This is a genomic window from Niastella koreensis GR20-10 (assembly GCF_000246855.1).
GTDB lineage: Bacteria > Bacteroidota > Bacteroidia > Chitinophagales > Chitinophagaceae > Niastella > Niastella koreensis.
In genome coordinates this window covers 4,049,604-4,070,420 of sequence record NC_016609.1, presented here as the reverse complement: position 1 = coordinate 4,070,420, position 20,817 = coordinate 4,049,604, and the positions used below count along the sequence as shown (strand labels likewise).

Genomic DNA, 20,817 nt, shown 5'->3' with positions numbered 1-20,817 from the left:
ATGATTAACAATATAAAGATCCTGGATACAAAAATACTTTCCGACAACTGGTATGTGCTCCGGAAAATTACCTACGAGTATACAAAGAAAGATGGTTCTGTGCAAACACAAACCCGCGAAGCGTACGACCGCGGCAACGGGGCCACCATCCTGCTGTACAATAAAGAACAGGGAACGGTGATCCTTACCAGACAATTCCGGTTGCCGACATTTATAAATGGCAATAAAGACGGAATGCTCATCGAGGCCTGTGCGGGGCTGCTGGATAAAGATAATCCGGAAGACTGCATCAGGCGCGAAACAGAAGAGGAAACCGGTTATAAGGTAAAAGATGTGCGAAAGGTATTTGAGGCGTATATGTCGCCCGGTTCAGTTACCGAGATCCTGTACTTTTTTGTTGCCGCCTATTCAAAGGAAATGAAAGTGGCCGAAGGCGGCGGGGTTGAACATGAGGAAGAGAATATTGAAGTGCTGGAACTGGATTTTAATAAGGCTATGGCGATGATCCAGACAGGAGAAATTAAAGATGGAAAAACCATTATGTTGTTGCAATATCTTAAGCTGAACCAGATCCTGTAGTTGTTTTCCAGGCTGCCTTTGGGCTACAACAATCGGCTGTTTGGTTATTTTTTTAACGGCATGGCTACGGAGCTTTGTGTTGAAAAAATAACAGCAATATGAACATCGTTCTTACAGGTTTCCTCACCTGCCATGGAAGGTTATTCCGGATGAACAGTTGTTAAGCTCCTGGTTAAATAGCGGGTTCAACCCGCAGATTGCCCACAGTCGTTTAGTAAGTTCTTTAAGCTAAAGACCCGGGTTTCACCGCTGGCGTTCCGGCGGTCTTTTCAGGGTAACTAATTCACGGAAAATTTACTAATTTGCACTTCGATTTATAAAGCAAACCAGACAGGCGCCTTGATAATTCCTTTATATGACAAGAATTCTTGCCTTGCAATGCCTGTTTTTAATGCTAATAGTTACCAGCTGTAAAAAACACGATACTGATCTCCCGCTTTCAATTACTTCTTTCTCCCCGGCATCCGGCCCGGCAGGAACAGCTGTCAGAATATTTGGTACCGGTTTTATAGTTGATTTTGCTCCGAATGTTGTAAAGATCAATGGGGTACAGGTACCTGTGAATGAAGCTTCCAAAACAGTCCTGGGCGTAACAGTGCCCGATGATAAAAACTGCACTGGATATATTACGGTAATAGTGAACGGAGTAACAGTTACCTCTTCTTCTGTTTTTACATTTATTGAACCATCTCCCAAAATAACCCGCATCAATCCGGTGTACGCAGGGTTCGATGATACCCTGGCTGTTTCAGGTTCCCATTTTTGCAATACAATTGCTGATAACACCGTTCAACTAAACGGCATTCCTGCAAAAGTGGTGAGTGCATCCGATACATTGCTAAAAGTGATTGTGCCTAAAAATAAAAATTGTAGTGGAAAGGTAACCGTTGTCTCCTGCAATAAAATGGCGGTTTCGGATACCAGTTTTATCTACCAGACGAAAGTAAATTCTGTAATAACTTTTGCCGGGCAGCAGAATCCGGGGGCCGTGGATGCATCAGGAATAAATGCACAGTTTTGGTCGCCCGACGATATAGCACTGGATGCAGCAGGTAATTTGATCGTCTCGGAGATTGGAAATTCAAAAATTCGCAGGATAACCCCGTTGGGTGTGGTAAGCACCATTGCCGGGTCCGGAACATACGGCTATCTCGATGGCCCTGGTTTAACGGCTCAGTTTCATTTTCCCCAGGGACTTACGTTGGATAATGCAGGCAATATATATGTTGCCGAATATCAAAACCAAAGCATTCGCAAAATTGATCCTGCAGGCAATGTAACCACTTTTTTTATAAATGGGCCTCAGGGTTATGTTGCCTATCCAAATGATGTAGTGGTTGATGCCAGTAATGTGTATGTTACCGACCAGAGCAATAACCGGATTTGTAAGATTAGTCTGCAAACCGGGCTTTTAAGTGTTTTATCGGGTAATGGAAACTGGGGAATGGTTGATGGAGACCCGCAACAAGCCCAGTTCTATCAACCTGCGAAAATGGCGCTGGATAATAATAACAACCTTATAATAGCCGACAAGATCAACGGCCGGGTCCGTAAAGTAATAAAAGCCTCAGGCTATACAAGCAGTGTTACTTTGAATGTGTTTTCAACTCCGGCTGGTTTAGTGATGGATGGCGTTGGAAATATTTATGTAACGGATGATAGTACCAATGGTATTTACCGCGTTGATCCCAATGGAAAATTGTCACTTATTGCGGGTGGGGTACGCAGCGGGTATATAGATGGTAAACCACAGGATGCAAGGTTTAGTGGTCCAAGAGGTATTGTGATCGATGCTTCCGGTAACTTATTCGTTGCAGATATTGGAAACAATTGTATTCGTAAAATTATTATGGAATAGTGTTGAAGCGCTGCATCCAAATGGAAGGTATGAATGGGTGCGGGTGGAATAATTGATTGGTTGAACATAAGATGCAATATTTTCGTTTACAAAATTAAAACGTATGACAAAGGCTGAGCTGGAAACAATAACTGTTTGGGATGAAAATGGCCTGGGCAATCTGTCGCTCTTTATACCATTATTCAGTGAATCGCTGAACGTTGTGCTGTTCCCTGACTATGACCAGCCCCGCGAGGTAACGGATAAAATGACTGCTATTGTTAATGATCTGCTCCAGATAAAGCCGGAACAGCTTGGCCGCGTTAAAGAATTACTTTGGGAGGAATGCCTGTTTGCCTTTCATGTGGCCGATTATGGGGTTGAACAGCAGGAGGGAGAAACTCATGTGGAAGCACACCTCAGGGAATTCGGGATCAGTAATGCGGAGGATGCGTTATCCAAAGGAACCATCAAGGAAATTCACATCGCTGACGAGTTTACAAACAGGTATGCAGAAATTAAGGTAGATACCTGCTCGGACAACTACATAAGCCTGGTCGTAAAAAATGGCCGGATAATCGACTTTGGCGATGACGGGGTTCATTTGGGCTGGTTTGAAGAAGATGATCTTTACCTGCACAAAAAAAGGCAAAAGCTGATGGCTGAATAAACTGGTGTATTTTTATTCAGTATCCTGTTGTGCCGGCGATTGTTGAAATACATGCGTCATCAGTTCATACAATTCGGGATGATTTTGTTTGAACCCTTCAGGCGATTCAAAGAAATATTCAGCTGCAACAGCAAAGAACTCAGCTTCATTTTTTGAACCGTAAACATTAATGTCCGATTCACCGGCCTTAATGGCGGCAATATTTTTTGCAATCAAATGAAGCCAGGGTACAGTGAATTGCCTTTTCAGCAATGCCTCCGGTAATCCATCAACAGCGCCGTCTTCTTTATCCAATAAATGAACAAACTCATGAATGCCGGTGTTTTCTTTTCCCGATACATTGGCAAAACCATGGTGCAAGGCCGGTTTCGACAGGATCATGACCCGTTGCATGGGCCCATCCCCAACCATTCCCAATACATGACGATCTTCGCTTTTAGATAAAAAACTGGTTTCATTAAATGAATCAGGATAAAGAAGAACTTCACGCAGGTTATAATACTTCCATTCGGGAAAGCCAAAGATTGGTATTACGCCGCTGGAGGCTACTAATAATCTGTCAAGGTCATTTACAGTGGTATCAACCCCGGTGATCCGGATATAGCCAAGGAATTCTTTTATTTTCTCTTCAAAACTAATTTTCTTCTTATCGTCAAGGTTGCGGTAAAAAGCAACATGCTCCAACAACAATTTTTTATAGTCTGCCGGCAAAGCAGCCTTTTTAACAGGACGTTTATACAACGCAACACCAACCAGGATCAAGGCAATTATTATCAATACTACAATCTGTGTCATAATGCACAAGGTAGAGAAAATTGATGAAAGTCATTTCCTGGTCATCTATATGAAATTGATGAACTGAATGGACACCTAACGGACACCTAATGACACCGATCCGGTAGTAAATCAATTGTAGGTTTTACGCTAATTTTGGTCAGCAATTGCCTTCGCCGACCCATTACGCCATTTTATTTCCAATTCAAAAAATCTAACGATTATGCAACTACTTATTTTCTCCAGCCGGAGGTGGCATTCCGCTACCACCGGGTTGCTGCTCGCCATGAGCATTGTTTCGTGTTCAAAGCCAGGTTTAAAAACCGATCCCTCCGGCAGCGGACGAAACCCAGGCACTGAAACTATTCCCGGTCCGCCCAATCACAAAATAGCCTATTACGCATTTGATGCAACGCCTACGGGTACCCCGGCCGTAAAGCTGCCGCTCACCAACTTCGCCAACGCAGCCAACGAAGTGGTGCTCTTCGAGGGAACGCCCTGGGAAATGGCTGATTCCGTTCATTACGGCAGTAACAGCGCCTATATCAAGACCGTGAACCCGAACTATACTTCTTATGCGGCCATCATCAGGGACGCAAGAGTGCTGCAGTCGCGGGGCGTAAGGGTGCTATGGAACGTGGATGATGCCAATTCGTGGAACACCACCACGCCTTTTACCACCTACAACGGCACGGGGTTGAACTATCACCAGTTTGCCGCTTTTGTAAAAGCCTGCGTTGTCGATTCACTGCATTTTGACGGAATAGCCCTGGATGTGGAGCATATGGGCAGTACGGCCGCCAACACCAACTTCACCAACCTGGTGAAGGAATTCGGGTTATATTTCGGGCCTAAATCGGCTAACCCCACTAACACCATTTATACGGCAGCTATCTATGACGGAGCGCAGGCAGGGTTTGCCATCGGTCAATCCACTACGGTTGCGGCTTACCTGAACTATGTGGAGGATATGGGTTATTTTGAAAACAATACTACGCGCTTCAATCGCTGGGCCAACGTTATCGGGGCTTCAAAAACCATGATCGGGGTGTCTAAACAATATAACAGCCTCAGTAATGCTACCACGGCGGCGGCCTGGGAACCGTCTGGCGGCACCAAGGCAGGTATTATGGTCTTTGCAGGGAATGTCGATTCATCTTATACGAACAAAATCTTCAGGGCAGTGAAATAAATCCGGATTAATAAACTAATTTCAATTTTGCACCATCTGCCGCCTGGCAGATGGTGCAAAATTTTTCAGACTGGTTCCGTTTTGAATTATTTTATGAAACTGGCGCTACCCCTCATAATATTTACAATTGCTTTCTTTTTGCCTTCCTGCACTTTCAATTGCGCAGACAATTTTGAATTTGGAATAAAATATAATCCCGTTCGCCGGAAATTCGGTTCTCCGCTTATTAAACATTATATGAGTGCCCATAATTGCTGTGGCGCATGGACGACATATGAAATAGACAATGTGCCAGCTGACAATGGAGCATATCATAGTTCAAAAACCATCCGGGTTATCACAAATGGTAAAGTCACAAATGAAGAAGATCTCTACAGAAAGCAATTGAACGACACAACGATCCTTCAACTTGATATAGAAACCGCATTGTTATGGGAGAATGACAGCCTGGAGATTTACGCAAAATTTGGTAAAATAGACACCCGCAAATTAAAAATAGAGCCCAAGGACGTTATCATTGACGACTCAAAATATCCCCGTTATGAAAAGATGAAACTCGATCGGCAACAAATAGATAGCGTGCTCAGATTATGGAACCTTTCACGGTTTGAAAAGGAATAAGACAATGACAGGCATAAGGCATGTATACGACTTAATTCTTCATAACACACCACGTGGTCATGCAACGCATATGCTGCACATTGGTGGTTTTAATGGGTTCATATAATACGCCGAACTCATTGGTATATTGTAACAGCACCTGTTCATTAACCAAATAGCGTTCCGAACCATCTGGCAGTAAATAGCGGTTATTACCTGTGGGTTTTACCAGGTGCTCAATCCCAATGTCCGATGCTAAGCGCGCAAAAAAGTAGCCGCCTGGTTTTAAAACCCGGAACATAGCCCGCAGCATGGCGTCGAAATGGGATGCTTCCTTTGCAAAGTGCAGGACCGCGCTGCTGATAACCAGGTCAAAGGTGACATCGGTAAAGGGCAGATCTTCTGCTGTGCTTACTACGAAATTCTGCAACGAATTAGCCGGGGCCAATGCGGCTGATAATTCCCTCACTGCTTCAACAGCGTGCGGTTGCGGATCAATCCCAAAAACCTCGTAACCATTACGTAAAAAGTAAACCAGGTTTCGTCCATGGCCACAGCCGGCATCCAGAACTTTTTTACAGTTGTCATAACGGCCTTTCAGCAGTTGGTCGAACAGGTAGATGTCAATATTGCCGAAGTCTTGTTGAAGTTTGTTTTGCATTTAATTTATTCGGTTGCCTGATAAGTGATGTTTTTACCCGACTTTAATTCATCCTCGTTTATTGATGCAATGGCCTTTACTAACAATGTGTCAACCCTCACTCATTATAGTAAATGAAATACCAATTATATCCTGCCAATTCTTACAAATAGATCATCCAGGACCAACTTTGGACCATCAGTTCGTTAGATTAGAGCATATCTGCTTAACTTATGCATATATCTTTAGTACTTTTCACCATAAATAGGCAACTTATGCTCCAATGTTATGCACTTATGAGTCAATGTTGTGCAGGGTTGTCTAAAAGTTATACCGGGTTGCTCCAATGTTTATACAGTTTATTCCAATGTTTAGTCAGGTTGCTCCAAAGTTATGTCAGGTTACTCCAATGGTTCGAAATGCCTTATAGTTAGTCCTAAATGCGGCATCTTTAATGAGATATGACACAAAGTTTGATCAAAATGCCCCGTTGTTGTGAATAAGTGACTTTATTGACAACTTCGGGCAGAAACTTTTGAAGAATGAGGTACGCATTATCAATATGTGCCCTGATTTTATTGTCTGAAAAAATAAAATATTCATATTGGCCGTAAATCCGATAAATCTGAAGATGAGGGTGTTACATAAACACGAATGTGGATAATAAATCGCTTCTATAACCGTTTGGTGTGGAGATGAAAAAAGGAATAATAACGATTGCATGGGTAGCCTTACAGGCTTTTACCCCGCCGCGCGATGACCAGCGCAGCATTCTCACGCAAGTGGGAGCTATGCTGGAACAAAGGCATTACCTGCAACCGGTTATCAACGACCATTTTTCCAAAGGCGTTTGGGAAGCGCACCTGCATTCCCTTGATAACCGTAAATATATCTTCCTGGAAGAAGATATTAAGCAGCTGGCCGCCTGGGAGTTTTCCCTTGATAATGAATTGCATGGCGATTCCATCCAGTTTTTTCCTGCCGTTACAAGCCTGTATGCAAAAAGATACAACGAGGTTGCGGGGATCTACAGGCGATTGTTGACCCATCCGTTTACCTTCAATGACAAGGATAGTATTTTTCCTGATAAGGAGTATGTAAACTTCCCTGCGAATGATACCGAGCGTGAACGCAGGTGGAACAATTACCTGAAACAGGTTGTACTCGAAAAATTCACCGCCCTGCAGGAGCAGCGCGCACAAAGCAAACCCGGTGATGCCAACCACGGCAAAACAGATAAGCAGCTGGAGCAGACGGCCCGCGAGAGCCTGTTGAAGCAACTGGACAAAAAACTGGCCCGGTACTTTGGTCAGAATACGCAACAGCTGTTCAGCAATTACCTGAACAGCATTCTTCGTTATACAGATCCGCATTCAGATTATTTTCCGCCGCTCGATAAACAGGAATTTGACCAGCACATGGCCAATCGTTTTTACGGCATTGGCTCCCTGTTACAGGAAGATGAAGAAGGCCATGTGATCATTGCCTCGCTCGACGCCGGTGGCCCGGCCTGGAAAAGCAATGCCCTTACCATCAACGATCAGATCGTGAAAGTAGGGCAGGGGAATGACGACACGCCGGTTGAAGTGGAAGGCATGTCGGTTAAAGAAGTAGCCCGGCTTGTTCGCGGTGAAAAGGGCACTATGGTAAGGTTGTATGTTCGCAAAGCCGATGGCAATATTGTTATCGTATCCCTGGTAAGAGAAGAAATACGCAGGGAAGAAGCAGGCGCCAGAAGCGCCATCATTATGAAAGACGGAAAGAAAACAGGATATATCTACCTGCCGGTATTTTATGATGATTTCGCCCATGCAGATGGGGCGCATTGTGCTGATGATATAGAGAAAGAAGTGAACAAGCTGAAAGCAGAGAACGTGAACAGCATCATCATCGATCTGCGTAATAATGGGGGCGGCTCTATGGTGCAGGTAGTAAAGATGGTGGGCATGTTTGTTGGCAGCGGGCCGATAGTACAGGTAAGATCGGGCAATGGAACGCCACAGGTAATAACCGGCAACCGGCTTGAACCGCTGTACAATGGTCCATTGGTGGTAATGGTAAACGAACTGAGCGCTTCCGCCTCCGAGATCTTTGCTGCTGCCATCCAGGATTACAAACGCGGGCTTATTATAGGCAGTTCCACATTTGGTAAAGGCACCGTACAGAATGAAATGCAATTGGGCCAGCAAAAAGAAGGCGCGTTGAAACTCACCGTAAAAAAATTCTACCGCATCAATGGCGGTTCCACCCAGCAAAAAGGAGTGATCCCGGATATTGTGCTGCCTGATATTTATGAAACGCAGGGCATTCACGAAGCGAATATGCCTTTTGCCCTTACCTGGGATGGCATACAACCTTTGGCGTTTACCGAACGTTCCAATAACAATACCGACCAACTGGTTGCGCATGCAACAGAACGCATTAAGCGCGACAGCGCTTTTAACTGCATTCGCCGGTACAATGATACGCTGGAAATTTTCAAAAATACCCGCGGGCAGGGAATGACGCTGGCGCTGTACAAAGCCCACCTGGTACAACGGGCCCGCATAGCCCACCAGTTTGACGCCGTGCTGCAATTGCCGGAGAAGAGAATGATGGATGTACAGGAACTTCCGGGAAAAGACAATGGCCCCTGGGTGAAAGGCCTGGCCAAAGACATTTACCTGGAACAGGTGCTGAACACTATGACGGAAATGCAATAAGAATATTAATATCGAATGTTGAATGTCGAATATTGAAGTAAGAAAATACAATAATGAAAAAGCCCCACGGTACCGTTGGGGCTTTTTTGATGAAATGAAGAATGAGGTATGAAAAATGAGAAATTAAAAAGTTAAATCCCCGCTCAGGTTCTTTACTTCGATATTCAATATTGGACATTCGATATTGGACATTAATTAAGCAGGTTGGGATTGTTTTGTTCTTCCGTTTGCGGAAGGGTGAACAAATAATTAATACTATTGGGTATGAACGGTGTGCCATCTGCAAACTTCAGGGCCGTATGGTATTTGATTGGGTACTGTTTAATAGAACCATCTGATTGTGTGTAGCCTATCAGGCGATCGTTACCACTCGCATCTACATACGGTTTGCGTACCACCGGCAATTGGTTGCGGATTATGTCCGACAGGGCAAAACCTTCTCCCCACAATTCTTTTCTGCGTTCCAGCAAAACGGCATCGAGCAACTGTTGCTGGGTAGCGCCTGTAGCGTCAAAAGTAACGGCGCCCCGGGCAGTGCGTAATGCGTTCAGGGCGGCAGCGCCATCGGTAATATTGTTGTTGCGCGCGTATCCTTCCGCTTTAATCAGGTAAGCTTCTGCGCTTCTCATCAAAACAAGATCACCGGTTACATCGTCGCGGAACCTGAACTTTTTATATTGCAGGTAACCCTGGCGGCCGGCATTAGGGTCCCAGCTGAAAAGGGTTTTGCGGATATCACCATTGTCGAAAAGATCGCCAAAGAACGGATCGGCCATAAAGCTGTAATAGCCTGAAGCAGCAGAAGAAACATCCAGGAAGTTAAAACTGTAACTGCCATCGCTCTGGCTGGGTGTTTCCGGGTGACCCCAGATCCATTCTGAATTGTTTACATCGTTGAAGCCCCTGGTATAATCTGCCGGTGGCATCAGGGGATAATTCTTCAATGCTTCATCAGCTGCTGCGGCGGCGGAAAGCCATTGTCCTGTATTCAGATAAGCGCGGGCCAGCAAACCATTTACTACGTCCTGGTTGATCTTGTACTTGGCCGTACGCTGATACCCGTTCAGCAAATCTTTCGCCTGCAACAGATCGGTAACTACCAGCGAATAAATGTCCTTCAGCGTTGCCTTGGGGTTGCCATGGGTAGTATCGGTGGTGGGTGTGGTATAAATAGGCGCTGTTTTGGCCAGTGGGTCTTTTAAATAGGAGAACTGGTAAAACGAAGCGATGGTGAGGTACACATGCGCCCGCAATGCCAGTGCCTGTCCTTTCAGCACCTGTTTGTCGGCAGCATCACCGCTTACCTTATCAACATTGGCCAGAATGATGTTGGCGCTGTTAATGATCTTGTACAGCTGGTTCCAGATAACATTATTGCGGCTTTGGGTTTTATCAACCATTTGGGTGAACCGGTAAACGGGGGCATAACTGTATTTGGTGGTGATCAGGTTCACATCGTCGCCCATGGCTTCGCTTACCAATGCAATGGTTTTAAAACCGGGGTTACCATAAATATCACCATAAAAGTCGTCCATCATGGCCCGCCAGGTGCCTTCGTACAGGGTGTTCAAGTTGGTCACTGACTTCAGCACAATTTCTTCGGGCACAGCATCGGATGGTGCGGTGTTTAATTGCTTGTTGCAGGCCGATAGCCCAAATAGCAGCGCGGCAATGTATATATATGATTGGTATGTTTTCATAATTGATAATTTTAAATGTGCATTATAAGCCTATCTGTAAGCCAACGGAGATGGTTTTCATTTGCGGATACTGATAGTAGGTGGTGCCATCTACAGCCTGTTCGGGGTCCATGCCCTGGTGGCCATAAAAGGTGAGCAGGTTCTCTGCCAGCCCATATACTTTGGCCGATTTAAACCCGATGCGGCCCAGCAGGTTTGCCGGCAGATTGTAACCCAGCGAGACCTGTTTCAACCGGGCATAGGTAGCATCGTATAAAAAGCGGGTGCTGGTAGAGCTAAAGCCCAGGTCATCCGTGGTAAAGCGGGGTACGTTGGTATTGGTATGGTCGGGCGTCCAGCGGCTCAATAGTTCGGGCGACCAGTTACGGCCGGGATTCACAGCGCCGGTCATCAGGGAAATATAATCGGCATCCAGCACCTTACCGCCCAGGCTGTAAGCAAACACAAACGATAATTCCACCTGTTTATAATTGAGTGAGCTGGTAATGCCACCGGTTACATCGGGCAGGGCAGAACCGGCATAATATTGTGTACCCTGTGCGTAGGTAGAAGTGGTTTCCTTTTTACCATCGGCTGTAGTACGGTACCACAAAGGATTACCCGTAGCAGGGTCTACACCGGCCCACTGGCGCAGGAAGAAATCATACACGGATTTGCCTACCATCAGTTTTTTGGTACCGCTGATGATCTCCTTTTGTGGCAGGGATGTGAGCTCGTTTTTGTTGTGCGCCACGTTAATGCCTAATTGCCATCTCCAGTCTTTGGTGCTAACCGGAACCACATTCAGTTCCAGTTCCACCCCGGTATTGCGCAATTCGCCAATATTGGCGCTTATGGCGGTGAAACCCGTAGAGCCGGCCAGCGGTTTGGAGTACAACAGGTCTTTACTGGTTCTTCTGTAATAATTAAAACTTCCGTAGATCCTGTTTTTCAAAAAGCCAAAGTCAATCCCGGTATTGAAGTTCAGGTTGCTTTCCCATTTTAGCCCGGGTGTTGGCAGCCGCGAGGGAACAACGCCCCCGTTACCCTGGTTGTTTTCTATATTGTACAGGGCGAGATAAGCATAATAACCACCGTTAGTAGCCGACAGGTTATCATTGCCGGAAGCGCCATAACTTGTTTTTATGGTAAGGGCGCTCAGCCAGTTTACAGACTTTAAAAATTCCTCCTCCGAAATTCGCCAGCTGGCGCCGGTGCTCCAGAATGTACCCCAGCGGCTGTCGGGCGAAAAGCGGGAGGAACCATCTTTGCGCACAGAAGCGGTAAAGAAGTATTTACCCAGGTAATTGTATTGTCCCTGGCCAAAGAAGCTCAGTTTGGTATAGTTATCGGAGGTGCCGGTAAAATCCATTAGTTGTGAAGCGGCTACCGGTTCATACAAATAGGGCAATGCAAAATTCTGCCGGTTCCCGCTAAGGCCGCTTGAGCTCAGGTAATAATATTCCTGTCCGGCCAGCAGGTTAATGTGATGTGCCGATGCTATGTCTACATCGTAGGTGGCAATATTGTTCCAGGTATAGGCAAGAAAACGGCTGCTGCTTTTTTGAATGGTGCCGCCAATGGCGGCATCTTCGCCCAGTAATGGATTGGTGTAATATAAGGAGTTGCTGTTGGTATAATCCAGGTTAAAGCTTGTTTTAACCTTCAGCGCTTTGGTAATGGCCGCTTCAAGATAGGTACGGGCAGAAACATTTTCATTGGTGTTTCTCGACTTATTCAGTGGCATGGAGCCAATGAGATTGTACTTTGGTAAGGCTGCATTAGGCCGGTAGGCGCCGTAATCGAACTGCAGTTGGCCATTGTTGTCTGGTTTGTAACTGCCATCGGCATTGCGCTGATAAATGGGGTAGAAGCCGGGAATGGTCCGGCCAAATAACACCACATTGGCCTGCTTGGAGTCGGAGGAAGTGGGATAGTCCTGCGACGTGCTGGCTCCGTTGAGGTTAAGCCCTACTTTTAACCAGGGCTTTGCCTGCAGCGTAAGATTGCTCCTGAAGTTATACCGTTTAAAACCCGATTCGATAAACGCGCCTTCGTTATTGGTGTAACCACCGCCAACGTAGTAGGTAGATTTATCGCTGCCGCCTGCAAAACTGAGTTGTGCCTGGGTGTATTTGGCGTTCCGGTGCATGCCTTTTTCCCAGTCATCGTTCCACAATGGGTGGGCGCCGGCAACCAGTTTGCCATCGTGGCCAACGGGCTCGGGGTAGGTAGTGCCATACGGGTTGATGCCCAGGTTTGATACCAAGGAACTGCTGGCAGAAGCCGCTGCCTGCGCATTGGTTTGTCCGTTAGCAATTGCTTTGTTGCGCAGGGCTTCCCAATACAATTCAAAGTATTGATCGGTGCCCAGTTTGTCATAATCTTTCACCGCCCGGCTGCTCCAGCCCTGGTTCAGGGTGGCATTAATGGTGGCATCGCCCTTCTTACCCTGTTTGGTAGTGATGATGATAACGCCATTGGCTGCCCGTGATCCATACAGGTTGGCGGCTGTAGCGTCTTTCAGGATGCTGATAGCGGCAATATCTGCCGGATCGAGTGCGTTGATATCCCCATCATACGGTGCGCCATCCACCACGAACAACGGCGCACTGGAGGCATTGATGCTGCCCACACCGCGGATTCGGATGGCGGAACTGTTACCAGGCTGCCCGTTAGCGGAAGTGGTTTGAATACCGGGCGCCAGCCCCTGCAAGGCATTCGTGATATTGGGCGTAAGCCGGTTATTTACTTTGTCGGAAGAAATAGAGGCCACTGCACCGGGATAGCCCGACCGTTTAACCGTGGTGTACGCAACCGCCACTACTTCTTCAAGCGTAGTATTGGAGGCTTTTAAAAGAATGGTCAATTGGGGCTCACCTGCTTTCACTTCTGTTTCGTAAGACTCTCTTCCTACAAATGAAATGGTGAGTGTTGCTTTGTCCTGCTCTACCGCCACTTCAAAACGTCCCTGGGCATTGGTAACAGCGGGATGTGCTGATTTGTTCACGACTATGGTGGCGCCTTCAAGCGGCTGTTTGTTTTCAGCGCTCAGTACCACACCGCGGATTAGTTTTGTTTGTGCAAAAAGCCCGCTGCTGAATAGCAGTATCAGTGCGAGCAAGCCTTGTTTTTGTAGCATACGTATATAGGTTAATGTATAGAAAAAACGATGTCACCACCATCAGAACCCGATGGTGTATGGCAATGCAAATAGGTTAGCCCGCCCGGCGGACCAGATACCAATAGTAGAAAAGTGTCAAGAATTAGCTGCTAGCCAGTACAACAGCAACAGGAGTACGGGAAATAAAAGTTGAACAGAATTGACAATGGATATGTGTTAGTAATTTTCATGTGATGGTGCAAATATATGACAAGGAATAAACCCACCAAAATGATAGACTAAATTGTTTCAGCAATATTTTTAAATGGTAAATGCAACGGATGACTGTGCGAAACTTGATAGTTTTAATGTATGTAATGTTAATATTAAATAGTACACAAAAAATGTGGACTAAATAAAGTGCAGTATCTTACAGGCCCGCTATCGCATGGGGCATGGCGGCTCGAGAAACCGCGTATTTGCCATGTTGAAAGAAGAATTAAACCGCTGGCAAAAACCAGGCGATATTACAGATGTGCCGAGGTTGACGGTTTCAGGTAATAATGCCGCGATTATCCCCTGCCGTTTCCTGAAAGATGGTTCCTTTGTTCGCCTGCGTAATCTTTCTGTTGGTTACTCTTTCCCATAAACGTTGCTGAACCGCAGGAATATTACTACGCTGCGGGTGTATTTCTCTGCCACCAACCTGTTTACCATTACCAAATATAAGGGTGTTGATCCCGAGGTAAACGTTTCAAATGGCGACCAGAACATTTTGGGGCAACAGAACAGTTTTGCGCTCAACAGCGGGTACAAACCAAAGGGCAACAGTATAACCATGCCCTGGGTTTCCTGAATACGATCCAGCAAAACACTGCACTGACAAAGTAATAACCGGGGAAGGCACCGCAGTGCCTTCCTTTTATTTATTTCTCATTGTTTTTAACGCATCACTCCTGCGTTCCAATTCCTTTAACATCACTTCTGCCATAATTAGAGTGGGAATTCCGGTTGTCTTGAAATAAGTTTTGTAAATTGTATTATACTCAGCGTTGTTTAAATTTTACTACATCTTCTTCTAAATTGACGCTCATGGCAACCAGGCAAAAAACTATTGCAAACCAGGGATACATACAATCCTTTATAGACTGTTCACTTGACGTAGTACAGGTTTTTCAGGCGGTAAGAGATAAAGACAGCAATATTATTGATTTCATCTGGACGGCCAACAATAAACAGGCCGTTGAACAGAATGGCGATGTGATTGGTAAAAGCCTGATTCAACAAAACCCCGGTGTTATGCGGTCCGGCATTTTTAACCGCATGGTGCAGGTTGCCACAACGGGCGTTCCCCAGCGGTACGAACAACACTATTCCTTCGAACAGTTCAGGTCTCAATGGTTTTACCAGTCCATTGTCAAATTTGAGGATGGCCTGATAATGACGACCAGGGAAATTACAGCTATGAAAATGGCCGAACAGCAGGTCATAAGAAGCAACATCCTGCTGCAGTCTGTTTTTGACTCCTCACTGAACACGATAACAGTTGTAGAAGCGGTACGAAATAAAAATGGCGAAATAATTGATTTCAAGTACCTGCTCACCAATACCCTGGCGAAACTCACCGAAGGCGGCGACCCGTTTGCGCAGCTATACCTGCAACGGCATCCCGAAATGATGAACACAGAACATCTCGAAAGTCTGAAAATGGTGGTTGAAACCGGTAACCCCGCAGAATGGATCTATCATTATGATGTACCGGGATACAATAACTGGTACAAGGTGAAAGCCGTTAAAATGGGCGACGGCGTTGCCGTAACGGCAGATGATATAACGGAACAGAAAATGACAACCCAGGAAATGTTGCGGATGAAGGACGAGTTAGCGCAGCGCATTACCGATAAATACCACCGGATCATTGAGTCTATGGATGAAGGGTTTTGCATTATTGAGGTTATTTTCAATAACAGGAAAAAGGCGGTAGACTACCGCTTCCTGGAGGTGAATGCAGTATTTGAAAAACATACCGGGTTGAACGAGGTTATTGGCAAAACCATGCGGGAACTGGCGGCTGATATTGAAGAAGACTGGATCCGGATCTTTGGCAATGTTGCTGTCACCGGCGTTCCGTCACGATTTCAGCATGAGGCCAAACCACTGAATCGCTGGTATGATGTGTATGCCTTTCGCATCGACGAACCTGATGATCATCATGTGGCCATTTTATTCAATGACATGTCCGTTCGCAGTAAGAGCCAGGTTACTACTTAGGAAACACCCGGCCGTGCCGGCTGATTGGTGGTAAGATCGAAATGTTCGCCCTGCGAAAGAATATGCACGATGATGTTTTCAACCGAAATAGGCATTCGTTCAGCTATGTCGATAAGATTGGTGTAAGTTATATTCTTGCCGTTTAAAACCGTGATGATGCCCGAGCCGATCACCTCAATATCATTGCCCCCGGTAATAATGAGGCCTGTATCCTCTGCCAGGCCAAAACCTAAAATGCCGGGCTGCACCGCCACTGCCTGGGCCAGCCGGTTAAAACGGCCTCTTTTTTCAAAATGTGTATCTATAATAACATTACTGATAAAATCAAAACCGGTACTGAATTTTATTTCTCCCTTCAGGTGTGCGCGGGTGGCGTTGCCGTCGTAGATCATGGTGCCGCCCATGGCCATGGCGCCGGCGCTGGTGCCCGCCACCACAATCGGCTCTTCCTGGTACCTTCTTTTAATGCAGGCCAGCAATTCGGTTCCACCAAGTATAGAGGTTAAGCGAAGCTGGTCGCCGCCGGTAAAGATGATGCAATTACATTCCTTCAACCGGTTCAGGTTTTCTTCCGTATCTACCTGTTCGCGGTGAGTAATAAAAAGATGCTTCATGTTTTTGCAGCCTAATTTTCCAAAGGCGTTGCAGTAGGTCTCTTCCATTTTTTCAGGAAACGAGGAGGCCGTGGTGATCAATTCGATCTTCGGGGCGCCCTGTCGCTCCACCAGTTTAACGATCTGCCGTAAAATGCCGGCTTCAAAAAAGTCGAAGCGGGAGTTTTCTTTTGCGTTTTTTATATAATCAATGCCCTTGTCTTCAGCACCCCCAATAGGTATCAACGTTCCTTTTATCTCAGCCATTCGCTTGGGTTTTATTTTTGTATGTATTCCACTACAACCATGGCGTAGTTATTGAACAACTACCCCAAAATATTTTTTTGAACATGAACGACCAATTTGCCATCGCCATTCACGGCGGCGCAGGCACCCTGCACAGAGAACGCTTTTCGCCAGATGTAGTACAACAATATGAAAAAGCATTACGGCAGGCCCTGCAGGCCGGCTTGCATATTCTGCAAAACGGAGGCCGGAGCCTCGATGCGTTGGAAACAGCCGTTAGGGAACTGGAAGAATGTCCGTTTTTCAATGCAGGCCGGGGCGCAGTTTTCAATGCCGATGGAGGGCATAGCCTCGATGCGGCCATTATGGACGGAAGAACCCTGGCTGCCGGCGCGGTCGCCGGCATCAGCGGTTTTAAAAGCCCCATACAGGTGGCGAGGGCGGTGATGGAAAAAACCAGGTACGTTTTACTGAGCGGTCAGGGCGCTGCTGATTTTGCCCGGGATCAGGGTTTTGAAGAAGCTGCAGCGGATTATTTCTATACCGACCTGCGTTATCATCAGTGGAAGAAAAAACAGGAGAATGAGCTGGATGAGTCGGCTGACTTAAATTTCGGTACAGTGGGCGCCGTTGCGCTGGATAAAAACGGTAACCTGGCGGCTGCTACCAGTACCGGCGGCCTTACCAATAAAAGGTATGGCCGCGTGGGCGACAGTCCCATAATAGGCAGCGGTACTTATGCCAATAACAATACCTGCGCAGTGTCCTGTACAGGCGATGGAGAACATTTTATCAGGTCTGTGGTAGCCTATGACATCTCCTGCCTCATAGAATATAAACAGCTTACCCTGCGGGATGCCTGTGCTTTTGCTATGCAACGCCTGCAAAAAATAGATGGCACGGGTGGCCTGATAGCCATTGACCGCTGGGGTAATATACAAATGCCCTACAATTCAGAAGGTATGTACCGCGCCTGTGCTTACACCAGTGGGGAGATAGAGATAAAGATCTTTGAATAGCTGTAGAAATGTTTTCACCATTGAAATGCTGCTCCACAACACGCTTTACCATTTTCATAGGTATGGAAATTTATAGTTTGTTTTTAAACTATTAATTTCAGTATGAAAGTCATTGATATAAAAGCAACAGGGGGACCAAACTACTGGTCGGTGCGCAAGCATAAACTGATTGTAATGTTGCTTGACCTCGAGGAGCTGGAAGAGCAGCCAACCGACCTTATTCCCGGGTTCTACGAACGGCTCATGGCGTTAATTCCATCACTCAACGAACATCGATGTTCAGAAGGGGTACGTGGTGGCTTTTTTAAACGGGTGCAGGATGGTACCTGGATGGGTCATGTAATTGAACACCTTGCCCTGGAAATACAAACCCTGGCTGGCCTGCAGGTGGGTTTCGGCCGTACCCGGGGCGCTGGTAAAAAAGGATTGTATAACGTAGTGTTTGCGTATGAAGATATGGAGGCCGGTAAATATGCCGCGCAGGCAGCCGTGCAGATAGCAGAGTCGCTCATTAATGGCAGCGCCTGTGATCTCAGGCATCATGTCGATGCCATCCGGTCTAAAGCCGGTAAGAATCGCTTTGGGCCCAGCACTAATGCCATTGTACAGGAAGCCATCAAAAGGAATATCCCGGTAATGCGGTTGAATGAGGAATCATTTATCCAGTTAGGCTATGGGGCCGAACAGCAACGCATTCTGGCCACCGTCGCCGATACTACCAGCAACCTGGCGGTGGACATTGCCGGCAATAAACAGGTGACCAAACAATTGCTGCAGGGCAGTTATATCCCGGTACCGGAAGGCAGCCTCATCAACCAGGAAGAACAATTATTGCCAGCAATAGAGGAGATCGGTTACCCGGTTGTGATAAAACCATTGGATGGTTGCCAGGGTAAAGGTATTACCACTAATATAAAGAATTATAAAGAGGCGCTCGCCGCATTCCGGCTGGCCAAACAGATCAGTAATGAATTGATCTGTGAAAGATGCATCACCGGGTCCGATTACCGCATCCTGGTGGTAGATTATAAGTTCACGGCTGCAGCACTGCGTACACCGCCGTCAGTAACCGGTGACGGGGTGCATACCATTCGTGAATTGATAGACAAGATCAATGAAGACCCACGCAGGGGCAGTGGCCATGAAAATGTATTGACCCGCATTGCTATCGATAATGGTACGCTTGACCTGATCGCACAAAAAGGATATACGCCGGAGAGTGTACTGCCGTGTGGACAACAGGTGTTGTTGAAAACAACGGCTAACCTCAGCACCGGCGGCACCGCTGAAGATGTAACGGACCAGGTGCATCCCGCTAACGTTGCTTTGTTTGAACGCATAGCCCGGCTGGTAGGATTGAATATTTGTGGGATAGATCTGATGGCGCCGGATGTATGTACGTCCATAGCTGAGAACGGCGGCGCCGTGCTGGAAGTAAATGCGGCGCCGGGTTTGCGCATGCACCTGTCGCCTTCACAAGGCCAGCCGCGTCCGGTAGGCAAGGCCATCGTTGACATGTTGTTCCCCATGCAAAAAACCGGACGCATACCCATATTGGCGGTTACCGGCACCAATGGCAAAACCACCACCACCCGGCTGTTGGCGCACATTACCAAACACGCCGGCTATAAAGTAGGGTATACCACTACCGATGGTATTTACATTCACGATCAAATGATCGTAAAGGGTGATTGTACGGGGCCTGAATCAACCAGGACCGTGCTGAAAGATCCTGGAGTAAACATGGCGGTGCTGGAGTGTGCACGCGGCGGTATCTTACGCAATGGCCTCGGTTTCGACCAGTGCGATGTGGCCATCGTTACCAATATAGCAGCAGATCACCTGGGCTTGCAGGGTATTAATTCATTACAGGACCTGGCAAGGGTGAAGTCGGTATTGCCCGAATCGGTGCATGCAGACGGGTATGCCATCCTGAATGCAGATGATAAGATGGTTTGGAACATGCGGGCGAACCTGCGCTGCAACGTGGCCTATTTTACCATGGATCCCGAAAATGCCTGGGTACAGCATCATGTGAACAATGGCGGACTGGCAGCTATTTATGATAATGGCTATATTACTATCAGGCACGGACAAATGGTACATACCGTGGCCAGGGCGGCTGATATCCCAATTACATTTTCAGGAGCGGCTGAGTTCAACATTCAAAATATATTGCCGGCAGCGCTGGCTGGGTTTATCCAGCGCATTCATCCCGGCCGGATTGCCGAAGCATTGAAGACCTTTATTCCTACTCCGGAAACAATCCCGGGACGAATGAATGTGTTTGATTTTGAACGGTTCAAAATAATAGTCGACTACGCTCATAATCCTCACGGGTTAAAAGCCATTGCTTCTTTCATCAGCTCCATGCCTGCCGAAGTAAAAGTGGGGGTAATAACAGGCGTGGGCGACCGCCGTGATGAAGACATCCGGTCGTTGGGTAAAGAAGCCGCAGCCATCTTCGACGAACTGATCATCCGCCACGATAATGACCTGCGGGGCAGGGACGCGGCAGAAATTGACCGGTTGATCATGGAAGGCATTCAGCAGGTTGCGCCCGGGAAAAAGACCACTATTGTTTCCAATGAATTAAAGGCAGTGGAAACCGTTATTCAACAGGCCGTTGACAATTCGGTAACAGTATTTTTTGCCGATAACATCAAAGCGGTGGTTGACCATATCCGCAGGTACCTGGTGCCTGAGCTGGCGAAGGCAGAAAAAGCGGTTGCATAAATGCCAATTAGCTAATTAGCTAATTTGATAATTCGATAATGAAATACAGCTCACGTGAGTGCTTCGCGTGAGCTGATTATTTGCAGATGTCGTAACCATGTATTTAATTATCACATTATCGAATTATCACATTGTCCAATCATCTATGCGGGGGATTGGTTTGAGGAATAGTGTAT

Annotated in this window: 16 protein-coding genes; 11 read left to right on the top strand and 5 right to left on the bottom strand. The window is 46.6% G+C overall.

The window, feature by feature from the left end; translation table 11 throughout:
- The 3 genes from nudK to NIAKO_RS15775 all read left to right on the top strand — a co-directional run bounded on the left by nudK (nucleotide 1) and on the right by NIAKO_RS15775 (nucleotide 3,086).
- Nucleotides 1-579: a GDP-mannose pyrophosphatase NudK gene (gene nudK, locus NIAKO_RS15785; RefSeq protein ID WP_014219451.1), complete on the top strand. Its 579-nt coding sequence runs from the start codon at nucleotides 1-3 to the stop codon at nucleotides 577-579.
- Between the two features lie 355 nt (nucleotides 580-934).
- A complete protein-coding gene (locus NIAKO_RS15780; protein ID WP_014219450.1) occupies nucleotides 935-2,437 on the top strand; it encodes an IPT/TIG domain-containing protein in 1,503 nt (500 codons plus the stop codon).
- A 103-nt stretch (nucleotides 2,438-2,540) separates the two neighbouring features.
- The gene (locus NIAKO_RS15775) at nucleotides 2,541-3,086 is read left to right on the top strand and encodes a hypothetical protein (RefSeq protein ID WP_014219449.1); all 546 of its coding nucleotides are present in this window, start codon (nucleotides 2,541-2,543) and stop codon (nucleotides 3,084-3,086) included.
- Between the two features lie 12 nt (nucleotides 3,087-3,098).
- On the opposite strand, the gene NIAKO_RS15770 is transcribed toward NIAKO_RS15775, so the two are convergent.
- On the bottom strand, nucleotides 3,099-3,881 hold the full coding sequence (locus NIAKO_RS15770) for a M90 family metallopeptidase (protein ID WP_014219448.1): 783 nt from the start codon (nucleotides 3,879-3,881) through the stop codon (nucleotides 3,099-3,101).
- Nucleotides 3,882-4,083: 202 nt separating this feature from the next.
- Here NIAKO_RS15770 and NIAKO_RS15765 point away from each other — a divergent pair, with 202 nt between their 5' ends.
- Nucleotides 4,084-5,052 (top strand): EndoS/ChiA family endoglycosidase, encoded by a 969-nt coding sequence (locus tag NIAKO_RS15765; protein WP_014219447.1) that lies wholly within the window; start codon nucleotides 4,084-4,086, stop codon nucleotides 5,050-5,052.
- Nucleotides 5,053-5,145: 93 nt separating this feature from the next.
- Nucleotides 5,146-5,673, top strand: a complete 528-nt coding sequence (locus tag NIAKO_RS15760) for a hypothetical protein (RefSeq protein ID WP_041346811.1) — start codon at nucleotides 5,146-5,148, stop codon at nucleotides 5,671-5,673.
- A 31-nt stretch (nucleotides 5,674-5,704) separates the two neighbouring features.
- Here the strand turns inward: NIAKO_RS15760 and NIAKO_RS15755 are convergent, their stop codons facing one another.
- Nucleotides 5,705-6,313 (bottom strand): class I SAM-dependent methyltransferase, encoded by a 609-nt coding sequence (locus NIAKO_RS15755; protein ID WP_014219445.1) that lies wholly within the window; start codon nucleotides 6,311-6,313, stop codon nucleotides 5,705-5,707.
- A gap of 674 nt (nucleotides 6,314-6,987) precedes the next feature.
- Here NIAKO_RS15755 and NIAKO_RS15750 point away from each other — a divergent pair.
- Complete coding sequence (locus tag NIAKO_RS15750) at nucleotides 6,988-8,994, top strand: carboxy terminal-processing peptidase (protein WP_014219444.1); 2,007 nt, start codon at nucleotides 6,988-6,990, stop codon at nucleotides 8,992-8,994.
- A gap of 191 nt (nucleotides 8,995-9,185) precedes the next feature.
- Here NIAKO_RS15750 and NIAKO_RS15745 read toward each other — a convergent pair whose 3' ends face one another.
- The gene (locus tag NIAKO_RS15745; protein WP_014219443.1) at nucleotides 9,186-10,694 is read right to left on the bottom strand and encodes a RagB/SusD family nutrient uptake outer membrane protein; all 1,509 of its coding nucleotides are present in this window, start codon (nucleotides 10,692-10,694) and stop codon (nucleotides 9,186-9,188) included.
- 22 nt (nucleotides 10,695-10,716) lie between these two features.
- Complete coding sequence (locus tag NIAKO_RS15740) at nucleotides 10,717-13,815, bottom strand: SusC/RagA family TonB-linked outer membrane protein (RefSeq protein WP_014219442.1); 3,099 nt, start codon at nucleotides 13,813-13,815, stop codon at nucleotides 10,717-10,719.
- 445 nt (nucleotides 13,816-14,260) lie between these two features.
- Here NIAKO_RS15740 and NIAKO_RS15735 point away from each other — a divergent pair, with 445 nt between their 5' ends.
- The 3 genes from NIAKO_RS15735 to NIAKO_RS15725 all read left to right on the top strand — a co-directional run bounded on the left by NIAKO_RS15735 (nucleotide 14,261) and on the right by NIAKO_RS15725 (nucleotide 16,047).
- Nucleotides 14,261-14,425, top strand: a complete 165-nt coding sequence (locus NIAKO_RS15735; protein WP_155966912.1) for a hypothetical protein — start codon at nucleotides 14,261-14,263, stop codon at nucleotides 14,423-14,425.
- A gap of 3 nt (nucleotides 14,426-14,428) precedes the next feature.
- Complete coding sequence (locus tag NIAKO_RS15730; RefSeq protein ID WP_041346807.1) at nucleotides 14,429-14,632, top strand: hypothetical protein; 204 nt, start codon at nucleotides 14,429-14,431, stop codon at nucleotides 14,630-14,632.
- A 236-nt stretch (nucleotides 14,633-14,868) separates the two neighbouring features.
- Complete coding sequence (locus tag NIAKO_RS15725) at nucleotides 14,869-16,047, top strand: PAS domain-containing protein (RefSeq protein ID WP_014219441.1); 1,179 nt, start codon at nucleotides 14,869-14,871, stop codon at nucleotides 16,045-16,047.
- Here NIAKO_RS15725 and NIAKO_RS15720 read toward each other — a convergent pair.
- The gene (locus tag NIAKO_RS15720) at nucleotides 16,044-16,907 is read right to left on the bottom strand and encodes a cyanophycinase (protein WP_014219440.1); all 864 of its coding nucleotides are present in this window, start codon (nucleotides 16,905-16,907) and stop codon (nucleotides 16,044-16,046) included. The two genes, NIAKO_RS15725 and NIAKO_RS15720, sit on opposite strands and share 4 nt — an antisense overlap.
- Nucleotides 16,908-16,990: 83 nt before the next feature.
- Between NIAKO_RS15720 and NIAKO_RS15715 the strand changes: the two genes are divergently transcribed.
- Both NIAKO_RS15715 and cphA read left to right on the top strand, forming a co-directional pair.
- Nucleotides 16,991-17,905 carry an isoaspartyl peptidase/L-asparaginase family protein gene (locus NIAKO_RS15715; RefSeq protein WP_014219439.1) on the top strand — a complete coding sequence of 305 codons (915 nt, stop codon included), beginning with the start codon at nucleotides 16,991-16,993 and terminating at the stop codon, nucleotides 17,903-17,905.
- Nucleotides 17,906-18,007: 102 nt separating this feature from the next.
- Nucleotides 18,008-20,641, top strand: a complete 2,634-nt coding sequence (cphA, locus tag NIAKO_RS15710) for a cyanophycin synthetase (protein ID WP_014219438.1) — start codon at nucleotides 18,008-18,010, stop codon at nucleotides 20,639-20,641.
- Nucleotides 20,642-20,817 lie beyond the last annotated feature (176 nt).

Excerpts from the sequence above, each read along its gene's own strand:
- NIAKO_RS15770 (WP_014219448.1), bottom strand. The coding sequence starts at position 3,881 with ATGACACAGATTGTAGTATTGATAATAATTGCCTTGATCCTGGTTGGT.
- NIAKO_RS15715 (WP_014219439.1), top strand. The coding sequence starts at position 16,991 with ATGAACGACCAATTTGCCATCGCCATTCACGGCGGCGCAGGCACCCTG.
- NIAKO_RS15775 (WP_014219449.1), top strand. The coding sequence starts at position 2,541 with ATGACAAAGGCTGAGCTGGAAACAATAACTGTTTGGGATGAAAATGGC.
- NIAKO_RS15755 (WP_014219445.1), bottom strand. The coding sequence starts at position 6,313 with ATGCAAAACAAACTTCAACAAGACTTCGGCAATATTGACATCTACCTG.
- NIAKO_RS15745 (WP_014219443.1), bottom strand. The coding sequence starts at position 10,694 with ATGAAAACATACCAATCATATATATACATTGCCGCGCTGCTATTTGGG.
- NIAKO_RS15720 (WP_014219440.1), bottom strand. The coding sequence starts at position 16,907 with ATGGCTGAGATAAAAGGAACGTTGATACCTATTGGGGGTGCTGAAGAC.
- NIAKO_RS15750 (WP_014219444.1), top strand. The coding sequence starts at position 6,988 with ATGAAAAAAGGAATAATAACGATTGCATGGGTAGCCTTACAGGCTTTT.
- NIAKO_RS15725 (WP_014219441.1), top strand. The coding sequence starts at position 14,869 with ATGGCAACCAGGCAAAAAACTATTGCAAACCAGGGATACATACAATCC.
- NIAKO_RS15760 (WP_041346811.1), top strand. The coding sequence starts at position 5,146 with ATGAAACTGGCGCTACCCCTCATAATATTTACAATTGCTTTCTTTTTG.
- nudK (WP_014219451.1), top strand. The coding sequence starts at position 1 with ATGATTAACAATATAAAGATCCTGGATACAAAAATACTTTCCGACAAC.
- NIAKO_RS15735 (WP_155966912.1), top strand. The coding sequence starts at position 14,261 with ATGTTGAAAGAAGAATTAAACCGCTGGCAAAAACCAGGCGATATTACA.
- NIAKO_RS15765 (WP_014219447.1), top strand. The coding sequence starts at position 4,084 with ATGCAACTACTTATTTTCTCCAGCCGGAGGTGGCATTCCGCTACCACC.
- NIAKO_RS15780 (WP_014219450.1), top strand. The coding sequence starts at position 935 with ATGACAAGAATTCTTGCCTTGCAATGCCTGTTTTTAATGCTAATAGTT.
- NIAKO_RS15740 (WP_014219442.1), bottom strand. The coding sequence starts at position 13,815 with ATGCTACAAAAACAAGGCTTGCTCGCACTGATACTGCTATTCAGCAGC.
- cphA (WP_014219438.1), top strand. The coding sequence starts at position 18,008 with ATGAAAGTCATTGATATAAAAGCAACAGGGGGACCAAACTACTGGTCG.